Source organism: Granulicella sp. WH15, assembly GCF_009914315.1.
Classification (GTDB): domain Bacteria; phylum Acidobacteriota; class Terriglobia; order Terriglobales; family Acidobacteriaceae; genus Edaphobacter.
The window spans coordinates 3491879-3509975 of the sequence record NZ_CP042596.1 but is presented as its reverse complement, the minus strand read 5'-3'; the positions used below and the strand labels follow the sequence as shown (position 1 = coordinate 3509975).

15 protein-coding genes are annotated in these 18097 nt (G+C 66.5%); 7 read left to right on the top strand and 8 right to left on the bottom strand.

Annotated elements, in window-relative coordinates; all coding sequences use genetic code 11:
* Positions 1-64 precede the first annotated feature (64 nt).
* The 4 genes from ftsZ to tsaE all read left to right on the top strand — a co-directional run bounded on the left by ftsZ (position 65) and on the right by tsaE (position 5508).
* The gene (gene ftsZ, locus FTO74_RS14595) at positions 65-1633 is read left to right on the top strand and encodes a cell division protein FtsZ (RefSeq protein WP_255462290.1); all 1569 of its coding nucleotides are present in this window, start codon (positions 65-67) and stop codon (positions 1631-1633) included.
* A gap of 188 nt (positions 1634-1821) precedes the next feature.
* Entirely contained in the window at positions 1822-3138 is a 1317-nt protein-coding gene (locus FTO74_RS14590; protein ID WP_255462289.1) for a penicillin-binding transpeptidase domain-containing protein, read from the top strand.
* Between the two features lie 295 nt (positions 3139-3433).
* A complete protein-coding gene (locus FTO74_RS14585; RefSeq protein ID WP_162538806.1) occupies positions 3434-5056 on the top strand; it encodes an NAD(P)H-hydrate dehydratase in 1623 nt (540 codons plus the stop codon).
* The gene (tsaE, locus tag FTO74_RS14580) at positions 5053-5508 is read left to right on the top strand and encodes a tRNA (adenosine(37)-N6)-threonylcarbamoyltransferase complex ATPase subunit type 1 TsaE (RefSeq protein WP_162538805.1); all 456 of its coding nucleotides are present in this window, start codon (positions 5053-5055) and stop codon (positions 5506-5508) included. The genes FTO74_RS14585 and tsaE overlap by 4 nt, the downstream gene beginning before the upstream one ends.
* A 6-nt stretch (positions 5509-5514) precedes the next feature.
* On the opposite strand, the gene FTO74_RS14575 is transcribed toward tsaE, so the two are convergent.
* Both FTO74_RS14575 and FTO74_RS14570 read right to left on the bottom strand, forming a co-directional pair.
* Entirely contained in the window at positions 5515-6243 is a 729-nt protein-coding gene (locus FTO74_RS14575; protein ID WP_162538804.1) for a class I SAM-dependent methyltransferase, read from the bottom strand.
* A gap of 10 nt (positions 6244-6253) precedes the next feature.
* Positions 6254-6634, bottom strand: coding sequence for an iron-sulfur cluster assembly protein (locus FTO74_RS14570; protein ID WP_162538803.1), 381 nt, complete (start codon positions 6632-6634; stop codon positions 6254-6256).
* Positions 6635-6713: 79 nt separating this feature from the next.
* Here FTO74_RS14570 and FTO74_RS14565 point away from each other — a divergent pair, with 79 nt between their 5' ends.
* Positions 6714-7136 (top strand): cupin domain-containing protein, encoded by a 423-nt coding sequence (locus FTO74_RS14565; protein ID WP_162538802.1) that lies wholly within the window; start codon positions 6714-6716, stop codon positions 7134-7136.
* A 272-nt stretch (positions 7137-7408) separates the two neighbouring features.
* On the opposite strand, the gene FTO74_RS14560 is transcribed toward FTO74_RS14565, so the two are convergent.
* From FTO74_RS14560 to FTO74_RS14545, 4 genes are read right to left on the bottom strand one after another with little or no spacing between them, the layout of a single operon-like run.
* Positions 7409-8344, bottom strand: a complete 936-nt coding sequence (locus FTO74_RS14560; protein WP_162538801.1) for a polyprenyl synthetase family protein — start codon at positions 8342-8344, stop codon at positions 7409-7411.
* 47 nt (positions 8345-8391) lie between these two features.
* Positions 8392-10020, bottom strand: a complete 1629-nt coding sequence (locus FTO74_RS14555) for a hypothetical protein (protein WP_162538800.1) — start codon at positions 10018-10020, stop codon at positions 8392-8394.
* A gap of 40 nt (positions 10021-10060) precedes the next feature.
* Positions 10061-12811 (bottom strand): penicillin acylase family protein, encoded by a 2751-nt coding sequence (locus FTO74_RS14550; RefSeq protein ID WP_162538799.1) that lies wholly within the window; start codon positions 12809-12811, stop codon positions 10061-10063.
* A 25-nt stretch (positions 12812-12836) separates the two neighbouring features.
* Positions 12837-13859 carry a CPBP family intramembrane glutamic endopeptidase gene (locus tag FTO74_RS14545; protein ID WP_162538798.1) on the bottom strand — a complete coding sequence of 341 codons (1023 nt, stop codon included), beginning with the start codon at positions 13857-13859 and terminating at the stop codon, positions 12837-12839.
* Positions 13860-13948: 89 nt separating this feature from the next.
* On the opposite strand from FTO74_RS14545, the gene FTO74_RS14540 reads away from it, so the two are divergent.
* A complete protein-coding gene (locus tag FTO74_RS14540; protein ID WP_162538797.1) occupies positions 13949-14926 on the top strand; it encodes a phosphoesterase in 978 nt (325 codons plus the stop codon).
* Positions 14927-15137: 211 nt separating this feature from the next.
* Entirely contained in the window at positions 15138-15263 is a 126-nt protein-coding gene (locus tag FTO74_RS19810) for a hypothetical protein (RefSeq protein WP_255462288.1), read from the top strand.
* Here the strand turns inward: FTO74_RS19810 and rseP are convergent.
* Entirely contained in the window at positions 15232-16590 is a 1359-nt protein-coding gene (rseP, locus tag FTO74_RS14535; protein WP_174242231.1) for an RIP metalloprotease RseP, read from the bottom strand. The two genes, FTO74_RS19810 and rseP, sit on opposite strands and share 32 nt — an antisense overlap.
* Before the next feature lie 39 nt (positions 16591-16629).
* On the bottom strand, positions 16630-17793 hold the full coding sequence (dxr, locus tag FTO74_RS14530; RefSeq protein WP_162538796.1) for a 1-deoxy-D-xylulose-5-phosphate reductoisomerase: 1164 nt from the start codon (positions 17791-17793) through the stop codon (positions 16630-16632).
* Between the last annotated feature and the right edge of the window lie 304 nt (positions 17794-18097).

Here is an 18097-nt window from a genome sequence, read left to right as displayed (position 1 = left end):
ACGTTCGCTATTCGCCATTTGCCCCAGAGAACTTTGCCCCAGAGAACCAGGAGAAACTGCTGCCATGTCCTACCCGACCCACGACGCCGAGATGCCCGACGACCTTCGTATTCAGTACCAGGATGAGATGCCGCGTGGAGCGCGGATCAAGGTAATCGGCGTCGGCGGCGGCGGCAACAACGCGGTCAACCGCATGATCGCGGCCAAGGTCGAGGGCGTCGAGTTCATCGCGGCCAATACGGACGTGCAGGCGCTGCAGGTGTCGAATGCGCCGGTGAAGCTGCAACTGGGCGTGAAGCTGACGATGGGACTGGGCGCGGGCTCGAACCCGGACGTGGGACGGCGCGCGGCGCTTGAGGATTCCGACAAGATCATCGAGGCGCTCGAGGGCGCGGACATGGTCTTTGTGACGGCGGGCCTGGGCGGCGGCACGGGCACGGGCGCGGCCCCGGTGATCGCTTCGCTGGCCAGCGAGATGGGCGCGCTGACGGTGGCAGTGGTGACCCGGCCGTTCTCGTTCGAGGGCAAGCGCCGCATGATGCAGGCCGAGCGCGGAATGCAGGAGCTGCTCGACTCGGTGGATACAGTGATCGTGATCCCGAACGAGAAGCTGCTGGCCGTGGCCAAGGACGCGGGCTTCTTCGAGTCGTTCCGCATCGCGGATGACGTGCTGCGCCAGGGCGTGCAGGGCATCTCGGACATCATCACGATTCCGGGCGTCATCAACCGCGACTTTGCCGACGTGCGTACGACAATGGCGGGCATGGGCTACGCGGTGATGGGTACGGCGAGCCGCAGCGGGCAGAACCGGGCAGTCGATGCGGCGGTGGCCGCGATGGCGTCGCCTCTGCTCGAAGAGGGCGCGATCGACGGCGCGCGCGGCATCCTGATTAACATTACGGGCTCCAGCAGCCTGAAGCTGAACGAGGTGAACGAGGCCTCGACGATCATCCAGAACGCGGCGCACGAGGATGCGAACATCATCTTCGGCGCGGTGCTGGACGAGACGATGGGCGACGAGGTGAAGATCACCGTGATCGCGACCGGGTTCCGCCAGCCGGACGACGCCCCGCAGATGCGGCGCGAGCGGATGCTGTCGGAGCCGACGCTGCCGACGATCCGGTACGAGGTGCCGATCCAGCCGCGTGTGGCTCCGCGGGCCGAGACGCCGAGCCCTGCTTCGAGTCCAGCCAGAGAGCCGGTCCAGACCCAGACTGTGGTGGCACCCGCTGCGCCCGTTGCCTCGGTAGCGTCAGTGGAGCCGGTCGCCGCCGTTGCGGTCGCCGAGCCGGAGCCGGTTGCGGAGGCAGTTGTGCCGGTGGTTGTGGCGGCTCCCGTCCGCCCGGTCGAGCCGGAGCTGGTTCCGGTGCCGTCCTCGGTCTTCGACGACGATTTCTTCAGGGGCCGTCGCGGCGAGGCCGCCGGAGTGGCCGAGGAGGGCCGTCTCCCGGCTCCGCGCGGGATCGACCATGACATTTCGCGCCCTTTGCGCGTCCAATATGCGGAGACAGCTTCCTCTTCCTACGCCGAGGCGGCGATGGAGGCGTCGCGCCCGGCCTACGCGGTCCCCGCGGAAGAGCATGGGGCGACCGATGAGCTGGATATCCCGGCATTTCTGCGCAGGGGCAACTGACGGGCAGACGTGCGTCAGCCAGCGTGGTGAGAATGCCGTAACATTGCAGGATCAGGCACGGCAATCGAAATGCTGTCTGCAATCCATAGTCGGTCGGCGGCTGTTTGCGCCGCCTTTGCGGAACTGAATCTCCACCTTGGGGGCTGATGGTGATCGAGCGGGTAATGAAAATCTTTCGAGGTGGCGGATTGGCTTCTTCTCCGGTGCTGGTGTTGGCTGCGATGGTGTTATGCCTGCTCGGCGGCGGTGCCGAGGCTATGGGGATGACCAGGACGCAGGTGGGCGCGACGCATCGGCGGGCGGTCTCGGCGGGAGCAGCGCGAGGCCGTGTCGCCAGCCGGGCCACGGGGCGACGCGCGACCCATACGGCTAGGGCGGCGGCTCCAGCGCGGGGCGGGCGGGCAGTGGGGCGTGCCTCCAGACAAGCTTCCAGCCGTACTGTAGTGGTGGTTCGAGGACGCGGACGCCATGGCCGTGGCGCGCGGGTGGTTACGGTCTCGCGGCGGGCGCGGTACTCGGAGCGGTTCTATGCCAGCTCTTTCGCGGATGTGGACAATCTGACCCAGGGCGATGTGACGGCGGGCGAAGATCCGATCGTCCGCGCTGCGGCGATTGAGGCGCTGGGCAATATGAACGGCACTGCGCTCGCGATTGACCCCGCGACCGGACGGATTCTGGCGATGGTGAACCAGAAGCTGGCTCTCTCGCACGGCGCGGAGCCCTGCTCGACCATCAAGCTGACGGTGGCGCTGGCGGCTTTGCAGGAAGGCATTGTTACCAAGGACACGCCGGTAGCTCTGGGCGGCGGCTATCGCCTGACCCTGACTGAAGCGCTGGCACACTCGAACAACCTTTACTTTGAGACACTTGGCCGCGCTCTGGGTTTTGAGCGGGTGAAGCACTACGCCAACCAACTGGGGCTGGGAGAGCTGGCAGGGTACAACATTCAGGGCGAGCAGCTTGGCACGTATCCCGACCAGGAGCTGCCTCGGGCGCTGGGCGGAGTGGGGCGCATGTGCTCGTTCGGCGAGAGCGTCAGCATGACTCCGTTGCAACTGGGCGCTATCGTTACGGCGATTGCCAATGGAGGCACGCTGTACTACTTGCAGCACCCGCAGACGGCTGGGGAACTGGTCTCCTTCGAGCCCAGGGTGAAGCGGACTCTGGATATCGGTAAGCTGATTCCGGAGATGAAGGTGGGGATGCAGGCCGCGACTCAGTACGGCACGGCACGGAGCCTCAGGGCCAACTTCAATGAGTTTCCGGTGATGGGCAAGACCGGGACCTGCTCGAACAACGGGACGCGGTTTGGGTGGTTCGGCTCGTACGCGGACACGCCGAACGGGCGCATTGTGACGGTAATCTTCCTCGAGGGCGGGCGGCCGACCTTCGGCCCCAAGGCTGCGGAGCTGACCGGCCAGTTCTACCGGGCGCTCTACGACAAGAGCTACTTCACCCCGAAGAATGGGACTCCAGCCGTGGCTGGGACGTTAGCCTCGAAGTAGAGACAAAGCCTGATGCGGATAAAAGCACGGATCTACAGGGAAACCTGTAGATCCGTGTTTTGTTTTTACGCGAAGCGTTCAGGACCGCACGAAGTGCCGCCCGCCCAGCGTTAGGGCGCGTTTGCTTTTGTCCTGCCGGATCGTCCCGCTGCGGGGCGGGCGTTTGCACACCTTCTTAGAGCTTCGCGTGGTCCTCCCGTTGGTCGGGGATAAGATTTCTCTTTCATCCAACGGAAGGCCCAGGCTGGCAATCTAGCTCATGTGCGGGATACTGGTATCTGGTGGAGGATCACTCTTGAAGATATTGACGGCAGCAGAGATGGGCGCGGCGGATCGCCGGACGGTCGAGGCCGGAATCCCGATTCGTGAGTTGATGGAGGCCGCCGGAGCAGCCGTGGCACGGTTCTGCCTGACCGAGTACCCGCAGGCGGCGCGGGTGATGGTGCTCTGCGGCAAGGGCAACAACGGCGGCGACGGCATGGTGGCGGCGCGGCTGCTGGCCGGTGAGGGTGTCGGCGTGCGCGTGCTGCTGGCGGGCAAGAAGGCCGAGGTGCGCGGCGACGCGGCGGAGGCGTTGGCCGCGCTGCTGGATTCCACCTCAGAGGAGGTGGTCGAGGAGCTAGACGAGGGCTTCGACGCGGAGATTTTAGAAGCATTGCTGGAGGAGGCCGACCTGCTGCTGGACGCGGTGGTGGGGACGGGGTTCAAGCCGCCGCTGCGGGGAATGGCCGCGCTGCTGCGGGACGCGGTGGAGGCGGTCGCGGTGCCGGTGGTGGCGGTCGATGTGCCCAGCGGCTGGGACGCGGACGCGGTGGTGGAGACGGTCGAGGGGGCCTTTCGGGCCGACGCGGTGGTGACCTTCACCGCGCCCAAGCTGGCGCACGTCTTCGGGCACCTGACGGCCGATGTCTTCGGACCGGTGGCGGTGGCCGAGATCGGCTCGCCCGAGGAGGCGGTGGTCTCGGAGAACGGGCTGGCGTGGGCTGGGGCTTCGAAGGAGATTTCAGAGGTTCCGCGCTCGATCAGCACGAATAAAGGGCGTTTCGGGCACATCTTGGTAGTTGGTGGCAGCTACGGCACGGCGGGAGCGCCGTCGATGGCGTCGGTTGCGGCGTTGCGGGCTGGCGCGGGGTTGGTGACAGCGGCGGTGCCGGGGAGCGTGTTGCCGACGGTCGCGGCGGTGGCTCCGGAGCTGATGTTTCGGGCGCTCGATGAGGTGGCTGGAGCGGCGGCGCTGTCGAATCTCGAAGACGCCGTGCTGGCGGAGCTGCTCAAGGGGATCAAGGTGATCGCGCTGGGGCCGGGGCTTTCGACGCGTGGTGAGGCGTCGGAGTTTGCGCGGGCGCTGGTGGCGAAGACGACGCTGCCCATCGTGATCGACGCCGATGCGTTGAACGCGTTTGCAGGGCACGCGGAGCTGCTGAAGGCCGCGACAGCCGGGGGCAGGACGGTGGTGCTGACGCCGCATCCCGGCGAGATGGCGCGGCTGGCGGGGATGACGGTGCCGGAGGTCGAGGCGGATCGTGTGGGGCTGGCGCGGCGGTTTGCCGCCGAGCACGGCGTGACGCTGGTGCTGAAGGGCTGGCGCACGCTGATCGCGCACCCGGACGGGCGCGTGGCCGTGAATACGTCGGGTAATCCGGCGATGGCCAAGGGCGGCAGCGGCGATATCCTGACGGGCATCGTGGCGGCTTGTCTGGGACAGTGGCCCGAGGACGTGGCCCGCGCCGTGGAGACGGCGGTATACGTGCACGGGCTGGCCGGGGATTTTGCGGCGCACGCCATGGACGAAAAGACGGTGCTGGCGATGGATACGGTGCATCACCTGAGCGACGCGTACCGCTACCGCGCGGGCGACGGCGAGGGGATGGTCTGGCTGACGGGCATCAGAAAGAAGAAAGAGGAGCAACAGGGATGAAGGAGTACGTTCGCGAAAAGCGGTTGAAGACACGGTCGGAGGCGGGGACGTTGGCGCTGGCGCAGATGATCTCGGAGCTGCTGGCGGCTCCTAAGATTGTGGTGCTGACGGGCGAGATGGGTGTGGGCAAGACGACGCTGGTGAAGGGCTGGGTGGAGGCGCTGGGGATGGGCCGCGCGGGCGAGGTAACCAGCCCGACGTTTTCGCTGATGCACGAGTACACGTCGAAGTCGGGGAAGAAGCTGTATCACCTGGATCTTTACCGGCTGGAGACGGAGCGGGAGCTGGCGACGGTGGGGCTGGAGGAGATCGCCGAAGAGCCGGGCGCGCTGGTGCTGGTGGAGTGGGGCGAGCAGTTCGCCTCGGTGATGGAGCGGGCCGACGCGGTGATCGTGATGGAGCCGCTCGAGGGTGATGAGCGGAGCTTTTTGCTGCGGTGGACGGACCGTTAGTTTCCGCTAATTGCCGCCGGTGAAGCGGTAGATGGCGCAGATCTCGTCGCCGGTGGAGCCGTACTCGGTCTGGGTGGCGATGGCGGCGAGGTCGGCCAAGTGGTCGTCTGTGGACATGGGGACCGTGCCCGCGTAGACGCGGGTGAAGCCGGGGTGCTGGTCGATGACCGTGGCGTGCTCGGCGTTGACGTAGAGCAGGTCGAAGTGGCCGGGGCGGTCGCGGAAGGCCTGCGTGACGCGGGCGAGGAAGCGGCGCAGGACCGGCGCTTCAAACGGGTGGAAGAGGAAGGCGACGGTGGGGGTGTCGGGCAGCTCGGCGGCGAGCGCGTCGCCCTCGATGAGGGAGACGGGGGCGAGCGGGCTGGCGGACGCGGGGAAGACGGCGATGTTGGTGCGGGCGATGGCGGCCAGATGCGGGTTCAGCTCGACGCCGAGGACGCGGTGGAAGGGGTGCAGCGAGGCCACCAGCATGGCGCGGCCCTTGCCCGCGCCGATGTCGAGGAAGGTGTAGCGGTCGATGGGGAAGACGGGCCGGGACTCAAGCCAGTGGTCGATGAGCGTGTCCAGAATGGATGGGGCGACGCCGTAGTAGGCGGTGATGTGGCGGTCGTTGGGGTGGCCGACGTGCAGGGCCGACGCCGGGATGAGGCCGCCGGTGTCGGTGCCGTGGATCTGGTCGAAGGGGTAGACGGGTTCGGTGGGGATCTTGGCGGTGGGGCGGGGTTTGCGGGCCATCAGGTCTAGTCTATCTGGCTCTGTTATTGAGGATGGGAAAGACGGGCTGGTCGAGCTTGAGGATGCGGCGGCCCTCGGGGGTGATGAGCGCGGGGCTCCACTCGGGGGTCTCGGCCAGGTGGATGGAGGTGCGGGAAAGCTCGGGCAGACCGGCTAGCCGGTTGGCGATCTGGGCGGTGAGCTGGGCTTGCGGGGCTTCGTCCTGCGTGGTGGCGATAAGGGCGATCTCGACGCGGAAGCGCGGGGGGACGCCGGGGATTCCGGCTCCGGGAGCGTCGTGGTCTTCGGCGAGAGAGATCGACTGGACGAGGCCGAGGTCGATGATGTTCAGGGGAATCTCGGGGTCGTAGCAGTCGCGCAGGATGGTGCGGATTGTCTGTTCGGTGAGCATTACTGGTTCTTATTCTATCGACGTGCGTTGACGGTTGCTCCCCACGCTGAGTGGTAGGGGCTGGTGTTAGGCTCGTGGCATGAAGATTCTTGGCAATGCGGAGCGGGGCTGTAAGCGGGGACCGGCCAACTGGTTCACCGGCGAGGTGTGGATGGACTCGGTGGTGGAGCCGACGCCGCCGTCGCGGGCGCAGGGGGTGCTGGTGACGTTCGCTCCGGGTGGGCGGACGGCGTGGCACACGCACCCGGTGGGGCAGACGCTGTATGTTGTCTCGGGGATCGGGTGGGTGCAGTTGCAGGGGGAGGCGGCGAGGGTGATCCGTGCGGGGGATGTGGTGGTGATCGGTCCGGGGGAGGTGCATTGGCATGGTGCGGAGAAGAGCCGTACGATGGTGCATCTGGCGATGCAGGAGGCCAACGAGACCGGGGTAAACGTGGTGTGGGGAGAGCCGGTGACGGAAGAGCAGTACGCACTTGTTTCCGACCAGCACGCGGAGCAGTAAAAAGGCGTGTGAACGCCCGCCCTCCGCGTAGGAGGCCCGTCCGGCAGGACAGTCTTTGCAGCTTTTGAAGAAAGCATACCTCGGGGCTAAAGCCCGGATTTACCCCAGAAGCAAGAGCAAAGACAGAAGCAGATTCCTCCGCTTCGCTCCTGAATGACAAACAAGAAAACAGGCAACAGCTCAGGATGACAGGGGAGAGGTTGTGGGGTGGCTGCGCTGCGGGTGCCCCATGTCTCAGAGTCGAGACATAGGGCACAACGTTGTAGCTCGCTTTAGTTCGTTCGCGTGGTGAGGTACTGGGCGAGATCCTTCAGCGGTTGGGCAGCCTCGCCGAAGGGGGCGAGTGCCTCGAAGGCGTCGGCGATGAGCTGGTCGGCGTCGCGGATGGATTGGTCGATGCCGTAGACCGCGGGCCAGGTGGCCTTGTCGGTGGCGGTGTCCTTGCCTGCCGTCTTGCCGAGCTGCGCGGAGTCCTGCGTCATGTCGAGCACGTCGTCGACGATCTGGAAGGCGAGTCCGGCCTTCTCGCCAAAGGTGCGCAGGCGGGCGATGGTGTCGGCGCTGGGCTGGTCGGAAGAGCCGTACAGCCCACCCGCGACGATGCTGACCGTGATGAGCGCTCCGGTCTTGGCGCGGTGGATGGCTTCGACCAGGTCGGCGGTGGGCTTGACGCCCTCGGATTCGATATCCATCACCTGTCCGCCGATCATACCGGGGGGCAGCGCGGTGTGGAGGTCGCCGACCTGGCCGACGCCGGTGGCCACGGCGGCCGAGACCTCTCTGAGCAGCGCGACGACGGTCGCGGGCGGCGCGGGCAGGTTGGCGATGGTCTGGAAGGCGAGCGTCTGGAGTGCGTCTCCGGCCAGGATCGCGGTAGCCTCGCTGAAGGCGACGTGGCACGTCGGCTGGCCGCGGCGCAGGTCGTCGTTGTCGAGCGCGGGCAGGTCGTCGTGAATGAGCGAGTAGGTGTGGATCATCTCCAGTGCCGCGCCGAGGTCGGCGACACCTTCGGGGAGCGTGCCCGCGACCATGCGCGCGGCCTCCATACAGAGGATGGGGCGCAGCCGCTTGCCGCCGGCGAAGGTGCTGTGGCGCATGGCGCGGTGGATGGAGTGCGGCAGAGTGTCGGGCGAAGGCAGCAGCCGTTCGAGAGCCTCATCGGTGAGGCTGACGCCGGTCGTAAGGAGAGATCGTACCTGGGGGTTCATCTTAGTTGATGATACCGGGTTTCGCGTGGTTGGGTTGGGCTGGCCGGTTAGGCGCTGGGGACTTTGCGGCGCAGCAGCCAGAGGCAGGCCAGCGCGGCCAGGCTGATGGCGAGACCGGCGTTCTCGTCGGTGGTCCGGTGCAGGGTCAGGGCGACGGTGGACTGGCCAGCCGGAATGGGAAGGGCGATGAGGCCGTCGTCGCGGGTGCCGGGCGGGTCGAGCGCGGCGTCTTTGCCGTTGAGTTGGACGCCCCATGCCGGGATCTGGCGGCGGTTCAGGATGAGCGTCTCCGGCGCGGGCGCGGTAAGGGTGAGGTGATCGGGTAGGGGGCCGGGAGTGGAGCTGGCTGGGGGCTGCGCGTTGGCGTTGTCGCCGAGCCAGTAGGGCGGGTTGGCGTGGCGGAGGAAGTCGTTGTCGGCGGTGGCGGGGGTGTACTCGTCGGTGGGGTCGCTGCCCTGCGGAGAGTGGAAGAGGGTGTAGCGGGCCTCCACGGTGTCGGGGGTGTCGCAGGGCTGGTTGAAGTGGTGGAAGCTGGGGAGGGTGAGCAGGGTAGTCAGGCCAAGTACCGAAAGCGCGAGCGGCAGGGGGCGGAAGTCGAGGTCGCGGAAGAGTAGTGCTCCCGCGAAGGCTAGGACGGCGGCGAGGATCGCGAGTAAGCGCCAGGGGAACTGGAGGAAGATCGCCTCCGGCGCGTGGCGCCAGAGCGGCAGCGACCACGGTGTCAGCAGGAAGGCGATGGCGAGGGTCAGGAGGATGAGGGCGGGTTTGGATTTGGCTTCGCGCAGGGCGGCGAGGGTGGCCAGCGTAGCGGTGAGGAGCACGACGGCCAGCATCGAGGCGGTGTGGAGGACCGCGTCGTGGGCCTCGTCAGTCGTCTGTTGGAAGAGGGTGTTGTCCGCGATCCTCATGCCCGGCACGGTGGCCATCGCGGCCTGTATAGTGCCGCGCTCCCACGCCGCCGGAAGCACGTAGAAGGCGGCGAGGCCAAGGCCGAGAAGGACGCCGAGGATGGTGTTGCGGGTCAGCTCGAAGGGAGTCTGGCGGGGTTGCTTGTCGCGCAGGGTAGTGGCGAGGCGCACAAGAGCCAGCAGGGCCAGCGCGTAGCAGCTCATGACGGCAGCGGGGGCGTTGGTGATCCAGAGCAGCCCGACCGGGATCGCGATGGCAGCGATGGAGATGCGCGGAGCCAGGATTGCCGCCAGCAGCAGGGGTATCCATGCGGCGGCTAGTAGCTCGCCGTAGGCCGTGCGCTCGTAGGCGGTGAAGAGCATGTAGGGGTTGGCGAGGTAGAAGACTGCCGCCAGTGTCGCCGCCGTCGGCGTGGTATAGCGCAGGGCCAGCCGGTGTAGGGTAAGGCCGCTGAGCGTCAGGGCCAGCCAGGTGAAGGCGATGGGGGCGTAGTGCCAGGGCAGCGCCAGTCCCAGCATAGCGCCGGTGAGCCAGGAGAGCGGCGGGTAGAAGAGGAAGCGCGGCTCCCCGGCGTTGTAGGCGGGCGTGTAGGCCCACTGCGGATAGTGCCCGTGCAGGAGCTGGCGGGCGGCTTCGAGCCAGCTCAGGATGTGGAAGTCGAAGTCGTGCCCGCAGGAGGGGCCTGCGAATAGCAGGGGGAGGATCGGGATGAGCGCCGCGAGCGGAATCAGGTAGGGCCGGGCTCGTAAGGGGGCTCGTGAGGGCATGGGTTACAGGGTATGCCAAGGGGAGGGCGGAGCGGTAGCCCTACCTCGGCGTCAGGGTCAGCGTGTGGGTGGTGGAGGCTGCGACGGCTGCGTCCGTGAAGGCGAAGGGGAAGCTGGTGCCGCGATACCAGGCGGGGAACTGATCCATGTAGTACGGGCTGGCGGGGTTGCCGGACTCGCCCAGAACGATGTTCAGCGTGGACTGGTCGAGGTTGGCGAGGTCGGCGGTGAAGCGCTCAGAGGGGCCGAAGGCGCGGCCTACCTGCTTGATCGTGGTGCGGTCGCCGGACTGAGGCTGGGAGCCGGTTCCGGTGCGCATTCCCAACAGACGCGAGAGCAGGCGGGAGTGGCCGAAGATGGGGTGCTCGATGTCCACGACGTGGGTGCGTCCGTAGCTCCAGGCGGCGAGGTCCTTGGGATGGTGCGGGGCGTGGGCGTCGGCGAGGCCCTTGTCCAGCGCGGAGGCCAGCAGGTCGTCCCAGTTGGCGATGCCCTTGGGTAGCCAACGCTCGGGCGTGTGCATGATGAGCTGCTCGAGGGCGTAGTCGCGCTCGTTCCAGCTATACAGCTCGGCGTCGGTTGGCTTGTCGGCTTTGGCGCCGGTTTTGGTCTGGGGAGCGGGTGGGCCGGGCGTCAGGTGCGTGCCCAGCAGGATCGGCCAGAGGGCGGCGCGGGTGGCTTCGACGATGTTGGCGGCGGCGGAGTTGGTCTCGACCCTACCGTTCCAGGTGCGGAGCAGGTCCGCTGCCTGGTGCAGAGCGGCTTGATTGGAGGACTTCTCGTGGGCGAGCGCGGCGGAGTGGTCCACCGCGTAGGCGATGCGTTGCGCCAGCACGTGGTCGAGGTCGGAGTAGACGTCGGTCTGGATGGCGAGCATGTCGGCGGGCTTCAGGTTACGGCGTCCGGCCAGCAGCTTCCAGATGCGCTCGTTGCGGTAGGGCGCGCCCCAGTTCAGGGTGACGGGGTAGGGGTAGTCGTCCGGGGTGATGCGGGCGTTGGCCGTGGCCAGGATGCCGTTGGGTGGGTCAAAGACCGACGGGAGTTGGTCGAAGGGGATGTAGCCGGTCCACTCGTGGCTGGCGCTGGTGGCCACGGGAACGGGGTTCAGCGGGCCGGAGAGCGTCTGGGGTTGCGTGGGCGGGGCGGCCAGCTCGGTTTGGGCGCTGATGGCGGGTGTGGGCTGCGCGGGGGCGGCGAGATCGGTGGGGATAGCCGGTGCGGGTTGGCCGCGCAGGGGGATGCGGCCGGTGGCGTGGTAGCCGATGTGGCCCTGGTCGTCGGCGTAGACCATGTTCTGCGCGGGGCCGCCGAACTGGGCGATGGCGGCGGTGAAGCTGCTCCAGTCGCTCGCCGAGTCGATAGCCTGGAAGGGCGCGCGGAGGATGTTGGGATCGTAGATGGTCCAGCGCAGGGCGATGGGGCGGGTCTCGTTGGTGAGGGTGGGCGTCAGGATGGGGGTGATGGCGTCGCCGTGCTTGGTGGCCAGGACCTCGAAGTTCACGTCGCGGCCGCCGTGGACGGTGATGGGCTCGGGCAGGTGCAGGACGGGCTGCCAGGAGCCATCGGCGGATTGGAACTCCTGGTTATTGTTGCGGGTCTGCTCGAGGTAGAGGTCTTGTACGTCCGCGCCGAGATTGGTGAAGCCCCAGGCGATGTGGGCGTTGTGGCCGACGATTACCAGCGGCAGGCCGGGCAGGGTGACTCCGGCGGCGTGGAAGGCCTCGGAGCCGGGGATAGGGGCTTCGAGGTCAGCCTCGTACCAGACGCCGGGGATGTTGTGGGACAGGTGCATGTCATTGGCCAGCAAGGGTTTGCCCGAGGCCGTGTGCGTGCCGGAGACGACCCAGTTGTTGGAGCCGGGGATGCAGTCGGGGCAGCTCGGGCGCGAGAGGGCGTCGATGTCGGACTGAATGGAGCGGAGTACCTGCTGCCTGTCGGGCGGCAACTTGTTGGCGGCGAAGGGGCCTTCCTGCGACTCGTCCAGGGGGACCTGCTCGATGGGTGGGCCGTCGATGGTCAGGTCGACCGGCGGCTGGGTGGGCGGGTGGTCGCGCCACGAGCCTACGGGGAAGAGGTCGGCGGCCAGCTCGGGCGGCAGGCGCGCGGTCAGTGCCTCGCGGTCGAGCTTCTCTTGATAGTTGTTGGTCAGGTCTTCGAAGAGCACGAGGGCGACCAGCAGGCAGTCGCGCGGGGTCCACGGGGCGGGATGGTAGTTGAGGACGCGGAACTCGATGGGCAGGTGGGCCTGCTGGTCGGCGATGGCGGCGTTGACGCCCTGGGCGTAGACGGTGAAGAGGTGGAGCTGGTCCGGCGGCAGCGTGGCCATGGCGCGGTCGGCGGAGGCGCGGAGCTGGAGGGTGCGCTGGAGCTTATCGTGGTCGAGGAGGGAGGGGCCGAGGATCGCGGCCAGCTCTCCGGCGGCGTGGCGGCGGAGCATATCCATCTGCCAGAGGCGGTCGTGCGCGGTGACCCACGCCTGCGCGAGCACCATGTCGTCGAGCGACTGGGCGTGGATGTGGGGGACGCCCTGGGCGTCGCGCTGGATGGTGACGGGTGCGGCTAGGCCCGGCAGAGGGGCGGAGCCGTCGAGCTGCGGCAGGCTGGCCCGGACGGAGTGTTGCAGGTAGAAGTGGCCGCCCACGATTGCGGCTACTGCCAGCAAGAGCAGCAGGGGGAGCGCCAGCAGGAGGCGCTTGGTCTTCTTCCCGGATGTCGGTAGAGGTGCGTAATCTTCGGGGTTGCGGCGGGTCGAAAGGCGCGGTTCCTGCGGGTTCGGTTCGGGGGGAAGCATCTTGGTTGAGTGTAATTGGTGCGGGTTAGGTGACTGTTGGCGGCTGTTGGCTGGGGGTGAGCGGGTAGTCGCGGCGGGGGAGGGTTAGGTGGATGATCACCGCCGTCAGGGCCAGCGTGGGGAAGACGAGGATGCTGCCCTCGGGGCCGGTGGCTCCGCCCGAGTAGATGGCGGCTCCGGCGGGGTGGGTGAGGAAGAGATGGCCCTGGGCGAGGCTGCCCGAGTCGGCCACGCCGAAGAGGAACGACTGCGCCCAGTCCCAGGCGGCGTGGAAGCCGACGGCCCACCAGAGGGTTCCCGTGCGCCAGAGCGAGTAGGCGAAGGTGAGCCCGGCGGCGGCGACGGCGGCTAGGCCCACGGGCGATTCACCCTGATTGGCCTTGTGCAGCAGGGCGAAGAGGCCGACCGAGAAGAGGAGGGTGGCGCTCCAGAAGCCGATGGCGTGGCTGTGGCGGCTACGCGGGACAATGGCGCGGACCAGTCCGCTGATGCCGCGTGCGGCGGTGTATTGGACGAAGCCGCGGAAGAGGAACTCTTCGAAGAGGCCGACGAAGAGGAAGGCGGCGAACCAGGAGAGGGCGTAGCCGAGCGCGCTGAGGGGATCGAGGGCGATGCCGTCGAAGACGATGAGGCCGGTGAGACGAAGGGTTTCGACCAGCAGGGAGAGGAAGACTACGCCCCAGGCGAGGCCCTTGCCGAGGTCGAAGAGGGGGTTGGCGTCGGGGGTGCCGCGGCCCAGGCCATAGGTGCCGAAGGGGCGGCGCTCGACCAGCGAGACCAGGAAGGTGGTTCCGGCGACGACGGCGAAGCTGATTAGCTCGACGAGAGCTGTTTCGAGTACGTTGATCTGGTTGTCCACGGTTCGGCGGGACGGGGCTTGTTGGGCGTGGCGAGCCAGCGCCATGACGCCGTAGAGCACGGCGAAGGGCAGGGCGAAGAGGAGCAGGCTCCAACCGGCGCGGAGGCCGTCCGGGCCGTAGAAGATGCGGCGCAGCGGCGACGGCGGATGGGAGGTTTCGGGTTGAGCGTCGTGGAGCGAATCGAACATGCGGGGGATTCCTAAGGCCTGCGTTGGATGATCCTATTGCGCCGGGCTATCCTGAGAGGGATTCGAGAGATTCAGAGATTCGAGGTTCCATGCAGGTCTTCTTTCACGATAAATGTTTTGACGGAGCCTGCTCCGCCTCGCTGTTCACGCGGTTTCATCAGGAGTGCTCCGGTGGGGGCGAAAAGTACGTCTATCGCGGGCTGGTCCATAAGGCTGGCGGGTTGATCGACGAGGGGATCTTTGGTGATGGCGGCAACGCCATTGTGGACTTCAAGTACTCCTCTTCGCCGAAGCTGACGTGGTGGTTCGATCATCACCTGAGCGCCTTTGCCGGGGCGGAGGAGCGCGAGCACTTCGACCGCGTCGGCGCGCCGGGTGGGCAGCAGTTTTACGATCCCGATTACACCTCCTGCACTACCTTTATTGCGCATATTGCGAAGACTCGTTTTGGTTTTGACACGGCTGGACTGGAGGAGTTGCTGCACTGGGCCGATATCGTCGACGGGGCGAAGTATGAGTCGGCCAAGGCTGCGGTGGAGCTGGAGGCTCCGGCGATGAAGCTGACGCTGGTGATCGAGAATGCTCCTGCGAGTGATCGGGATGATGCTTTGATCCCGAGGATGATTCCTCTGTTGACCTCGCTTCCGCTGCAAGAGGTTTTGAATCAGCCATTTGTGCAGGAGTTTGTGGGGCCGCTGCTCGACCAGCACTGGGAGGCGCTGGAGCTGATCCGGCAGAGGGCGCGGGTGGAGCGGGGGGTGATTACCTTCGACCTGATCGACCAGAGGATGGAGGCTTATAGCAAGTTCATCCCGTACTACCTGCACCCGGAGGCTACGTATGTGGTGGGGGTGAGCAAGTCGAGCTTTCGGACGAAGATCTCGGTGGGGACGAATCCGTGGACGCAGCGGCCTGCGGCGGAGCTTGCGAATATCGCGGAGATCTGCGAGCGGTTTGGGGGTGGGGGACATGCCCGGGTGGGGGCGATTAGCTTTGGGTTGGATCAGGAGGATGAGGTGAGGCGGGTGGCTGGGGTGGTGGCAGCGGAGTTGAAGGCGCGGGAGTAGCGGTTTTTACGCGAAGCGTCCAAGACCGCACGAAGTGCCGCCCGCCCGGCGTTAGGGCGCTTTTGCCTTTGTGATTGGGAAAAGAAAGCATACCTCGGGGGCTAAAGCGCGCATTGGTGCATGGGCTTAATGTCCGGGCTAAAGCCCGGACCTACCCCAGAAGCAAGGGCAAAAGCAAAGACAGAAGCAGATTCCTCCGCTTCGCTCCTGAATGACAACCAAGAAAACTGGCAACGGCAAAAACAAGAGCAAGAACAAAGGCAAGGACCATGTCCTTGCCTTTGTTCTTGGTGATGGTGTCGAGCCTACATCTTCAGGTGGTGGGGCAGGCGGCTGATGTCGTTGAAGATGACCATCGCGGCGAAGAGCAGGATGCAGACGAAGGCCACCTGGTAGATGCGGTCCTTGACCTGCTGGTTGATGTCGCGGCGCAGGATGCCCTCGATGCCCAGCAGGCTGATGAGGCCGCCGTCGAGCACAGGGAAGGGCAGCAGGTTGAAGATCGCCAGGTTCATGCTGATGACCGCCATCAGGGTGAAGAGCGACCAGATGGAGTCGCGCGCGGCGATGCCCACCTGCTGGCCGATGCCGATGGGGCCGGAGAGGTTCTTGGGCGAGACGCGCCGCTGGAACATGCCCATGAGCACGTCCTTGATGAGCGTGGCCGACTTCAGGTTCGTCTTCCACGACTCGCGGGCCGCCGCGCCGAAGGAGAGCTTGTTGACGCGGAAGAGCGGGCGGACCGGGATGAAGCCGAGTCGGTAGCTGTCGGTGCCGTCGCCGCTGGGCATGAGCTTGGGCGTGATGCCCACCGTGATGGCCGCGCCGGAGCGGACGACGGTGAGGGCCGAGCGCTTGCCGCCTTGGTCTTGCAAATAGGCCAGCAGCGCGGGCACCGAGTGGATGGCGACGCCGTCGATGGCGGAGATCTGGTCGCCGGGCTGGAGGCCAGCCGTGGAGGCTGGGGAGTCAGGTGCGACCGACGTCACGGCCACAGGAACGTTCTGGGCCTGGGGGACGAGGCCGATGGGCTTCAGGATGGAGTAGACGTCGGCCGTGCTGGGGTCGGGCTGGGTGCCCGCGACGAGGATGTGGGAGTCGGTGCGCTGGCCGTCGTGCTCGTAGGAGAAGTCGACCGTGCGGCCGAGGTTGAGCAGCGAGGTGTTGAGGATCGTCTCCCAGTCGGGGTTGTCCTGGTGGTCGTAGCGGACGATGGTGTCGCCGGGGTGGATGCCGGTGGCGGCGGCGGGAGAGTTGCGCAGCGCGTAGTCGTTCTGGGCTGGTCCGGCGAGGTAGTAGTCGACCTCGTGGTGGTTCATGTAGACCACCAGCATGATGATGAAGGCCAGGACAAGGTTGGCTACCGGCCCGGCGATGGCGACCAGGCCGCGCTGCCAGCGGGGGTGCGCGTTGAACTCGCCGGGATCGCCTGTGGGGGCCTCGCCGGGGTTGTCGCCCGACATCTTGACGTAGCCGCCGAGGGGCAGCAGGGAGAGGCGGTAGTCCGTGTCGCCCGAGCGGAAGCCCAGCAGCCGCTTGCCGAAGCCGATCGAGAAGACCTCGACGCGGATGCCGCAGAGCTTGGCCACGGCGAAGTGGCCGAACTCGTGGACCAGCACCATGACGCCGAGAACAAGCAGAAGCAGGAGGACGGTAACGATCATAGAAGTGGAAAGCCTCGTGTGGTGCTTTGCGGGGGAGCTTTACGCTCGTCCCGCGATGACTTCGGCGGCACAGACGCGGGCCGCGCGGTCCGCCGCCAGGACGTCTGGAATAGACGCGGGCCGGGCTGCCGGGGTTAGCTCCAGTACACGTTCGATTGTAGCCGGAATGCCGAGGAAGGGGATTTGGTGGGCCAGGAAAGCCGCCACGGCGATCTCGTCGGCGGCGTTGAGGGCGATGCAGGATGCTTGGGAGGCCGCTGCTGCCTCGTAGGCCAGGCGCAGGCAAGGGAAGCGGGCGAGATCGGGCTGGGCGAAGTCGAGATGGCTTAGGGATGCGAGGTCGAAGGTCAGGTTGGAGGCCGGGCGCTCGGGGTAGGCGAGGGCGTAGAGGATGGGCAGGCGCATGTCCGTCACCGAGATTTGCGCCAATATCGACCCGTCGATGAACTCTACCAGCGAGTGGACCGTCGACTGCGGGTGGACCGTGACGCGGACCTGCGCGGGCGGCAGGTCGAAGAGGCGGCAGGCCTCGATGACCTCGAAGCCCTTGTTCATCATGGTGGCCGAGTCGATGGTGATGCGCTGGCCCATGACCCAGGTGGGGTGCTTCAGAGCCTGGGCGGGGGTGATCGCCGCGAAGTCGGTCGCAGGGGTGTTGCGGAAGGGGCCGCCGGAGGCCGTCAGCCAGACCTGCTTGACCTCGTTTGCCGCTCCGCCGCGCATGCACTGGTGGACGGCGTTGTGCTCGGAGTCGATGGGGAGCAGGGCCACGTTTTTTTCGCGGGCGGCGGAGATGATGAGGTCTCCGGCGGCTACGAGGCACTCCTTGTTGGCGAGGCCGATGGTCTTGCCTGCCTGTACGGCGGCGTAGGTGGCTTCGAGCCCTGACACGCCGACGATGGCCGAGACTACGAACTCAACCGCCGGGTGGGTGGCGACGGCGACGGTGCCGGGGGTGCCCCAGACGATCTCGATGCCGGTGATGCCTTCGGCGCTGAGGCGCTGGCGGAGGGTGTCGGCCAGCTCTTCGGTGGCGATGGAGAGGAGCTGTGGGCGCCACTGCACGGCCTGGGCGAAGGCGACTTCGAGGTTGGTCCCGGCGGCCAGCGCGATGGGGAGATATCGGTCGGGAAACGACTCGCAGATGGAGAGGGTGGAGGTGCCGATGGAACCGGTCGAACCTAAAATCGCGATCTTCTTCACGTTAGTTATTTTCGCAGAAGTTTCCGACCGGGGGAGGACCGATGTTGTTGATCCTGCCGAGACAAGTGTGAAAGTCACGAAGTGACCGCTCTCCGCGTAGGAGGCCCGTCCGGCAGGACGTCTTTCCTCATTTGAAGAAAGCATACCTCGGGGGCTAAAGCCCGCTTCTGTGGCTGGTTTTGATGTCCGGGCCAAAGCCCGGACCTACCCCAGAAGCAAAAGCAACAACAAAGACAGAAGCTGTAGCTGCCGGAATTTTTCGGGAAAACGTGCAGCCGATAAATGGGAATTTTCCCAAAAAGCG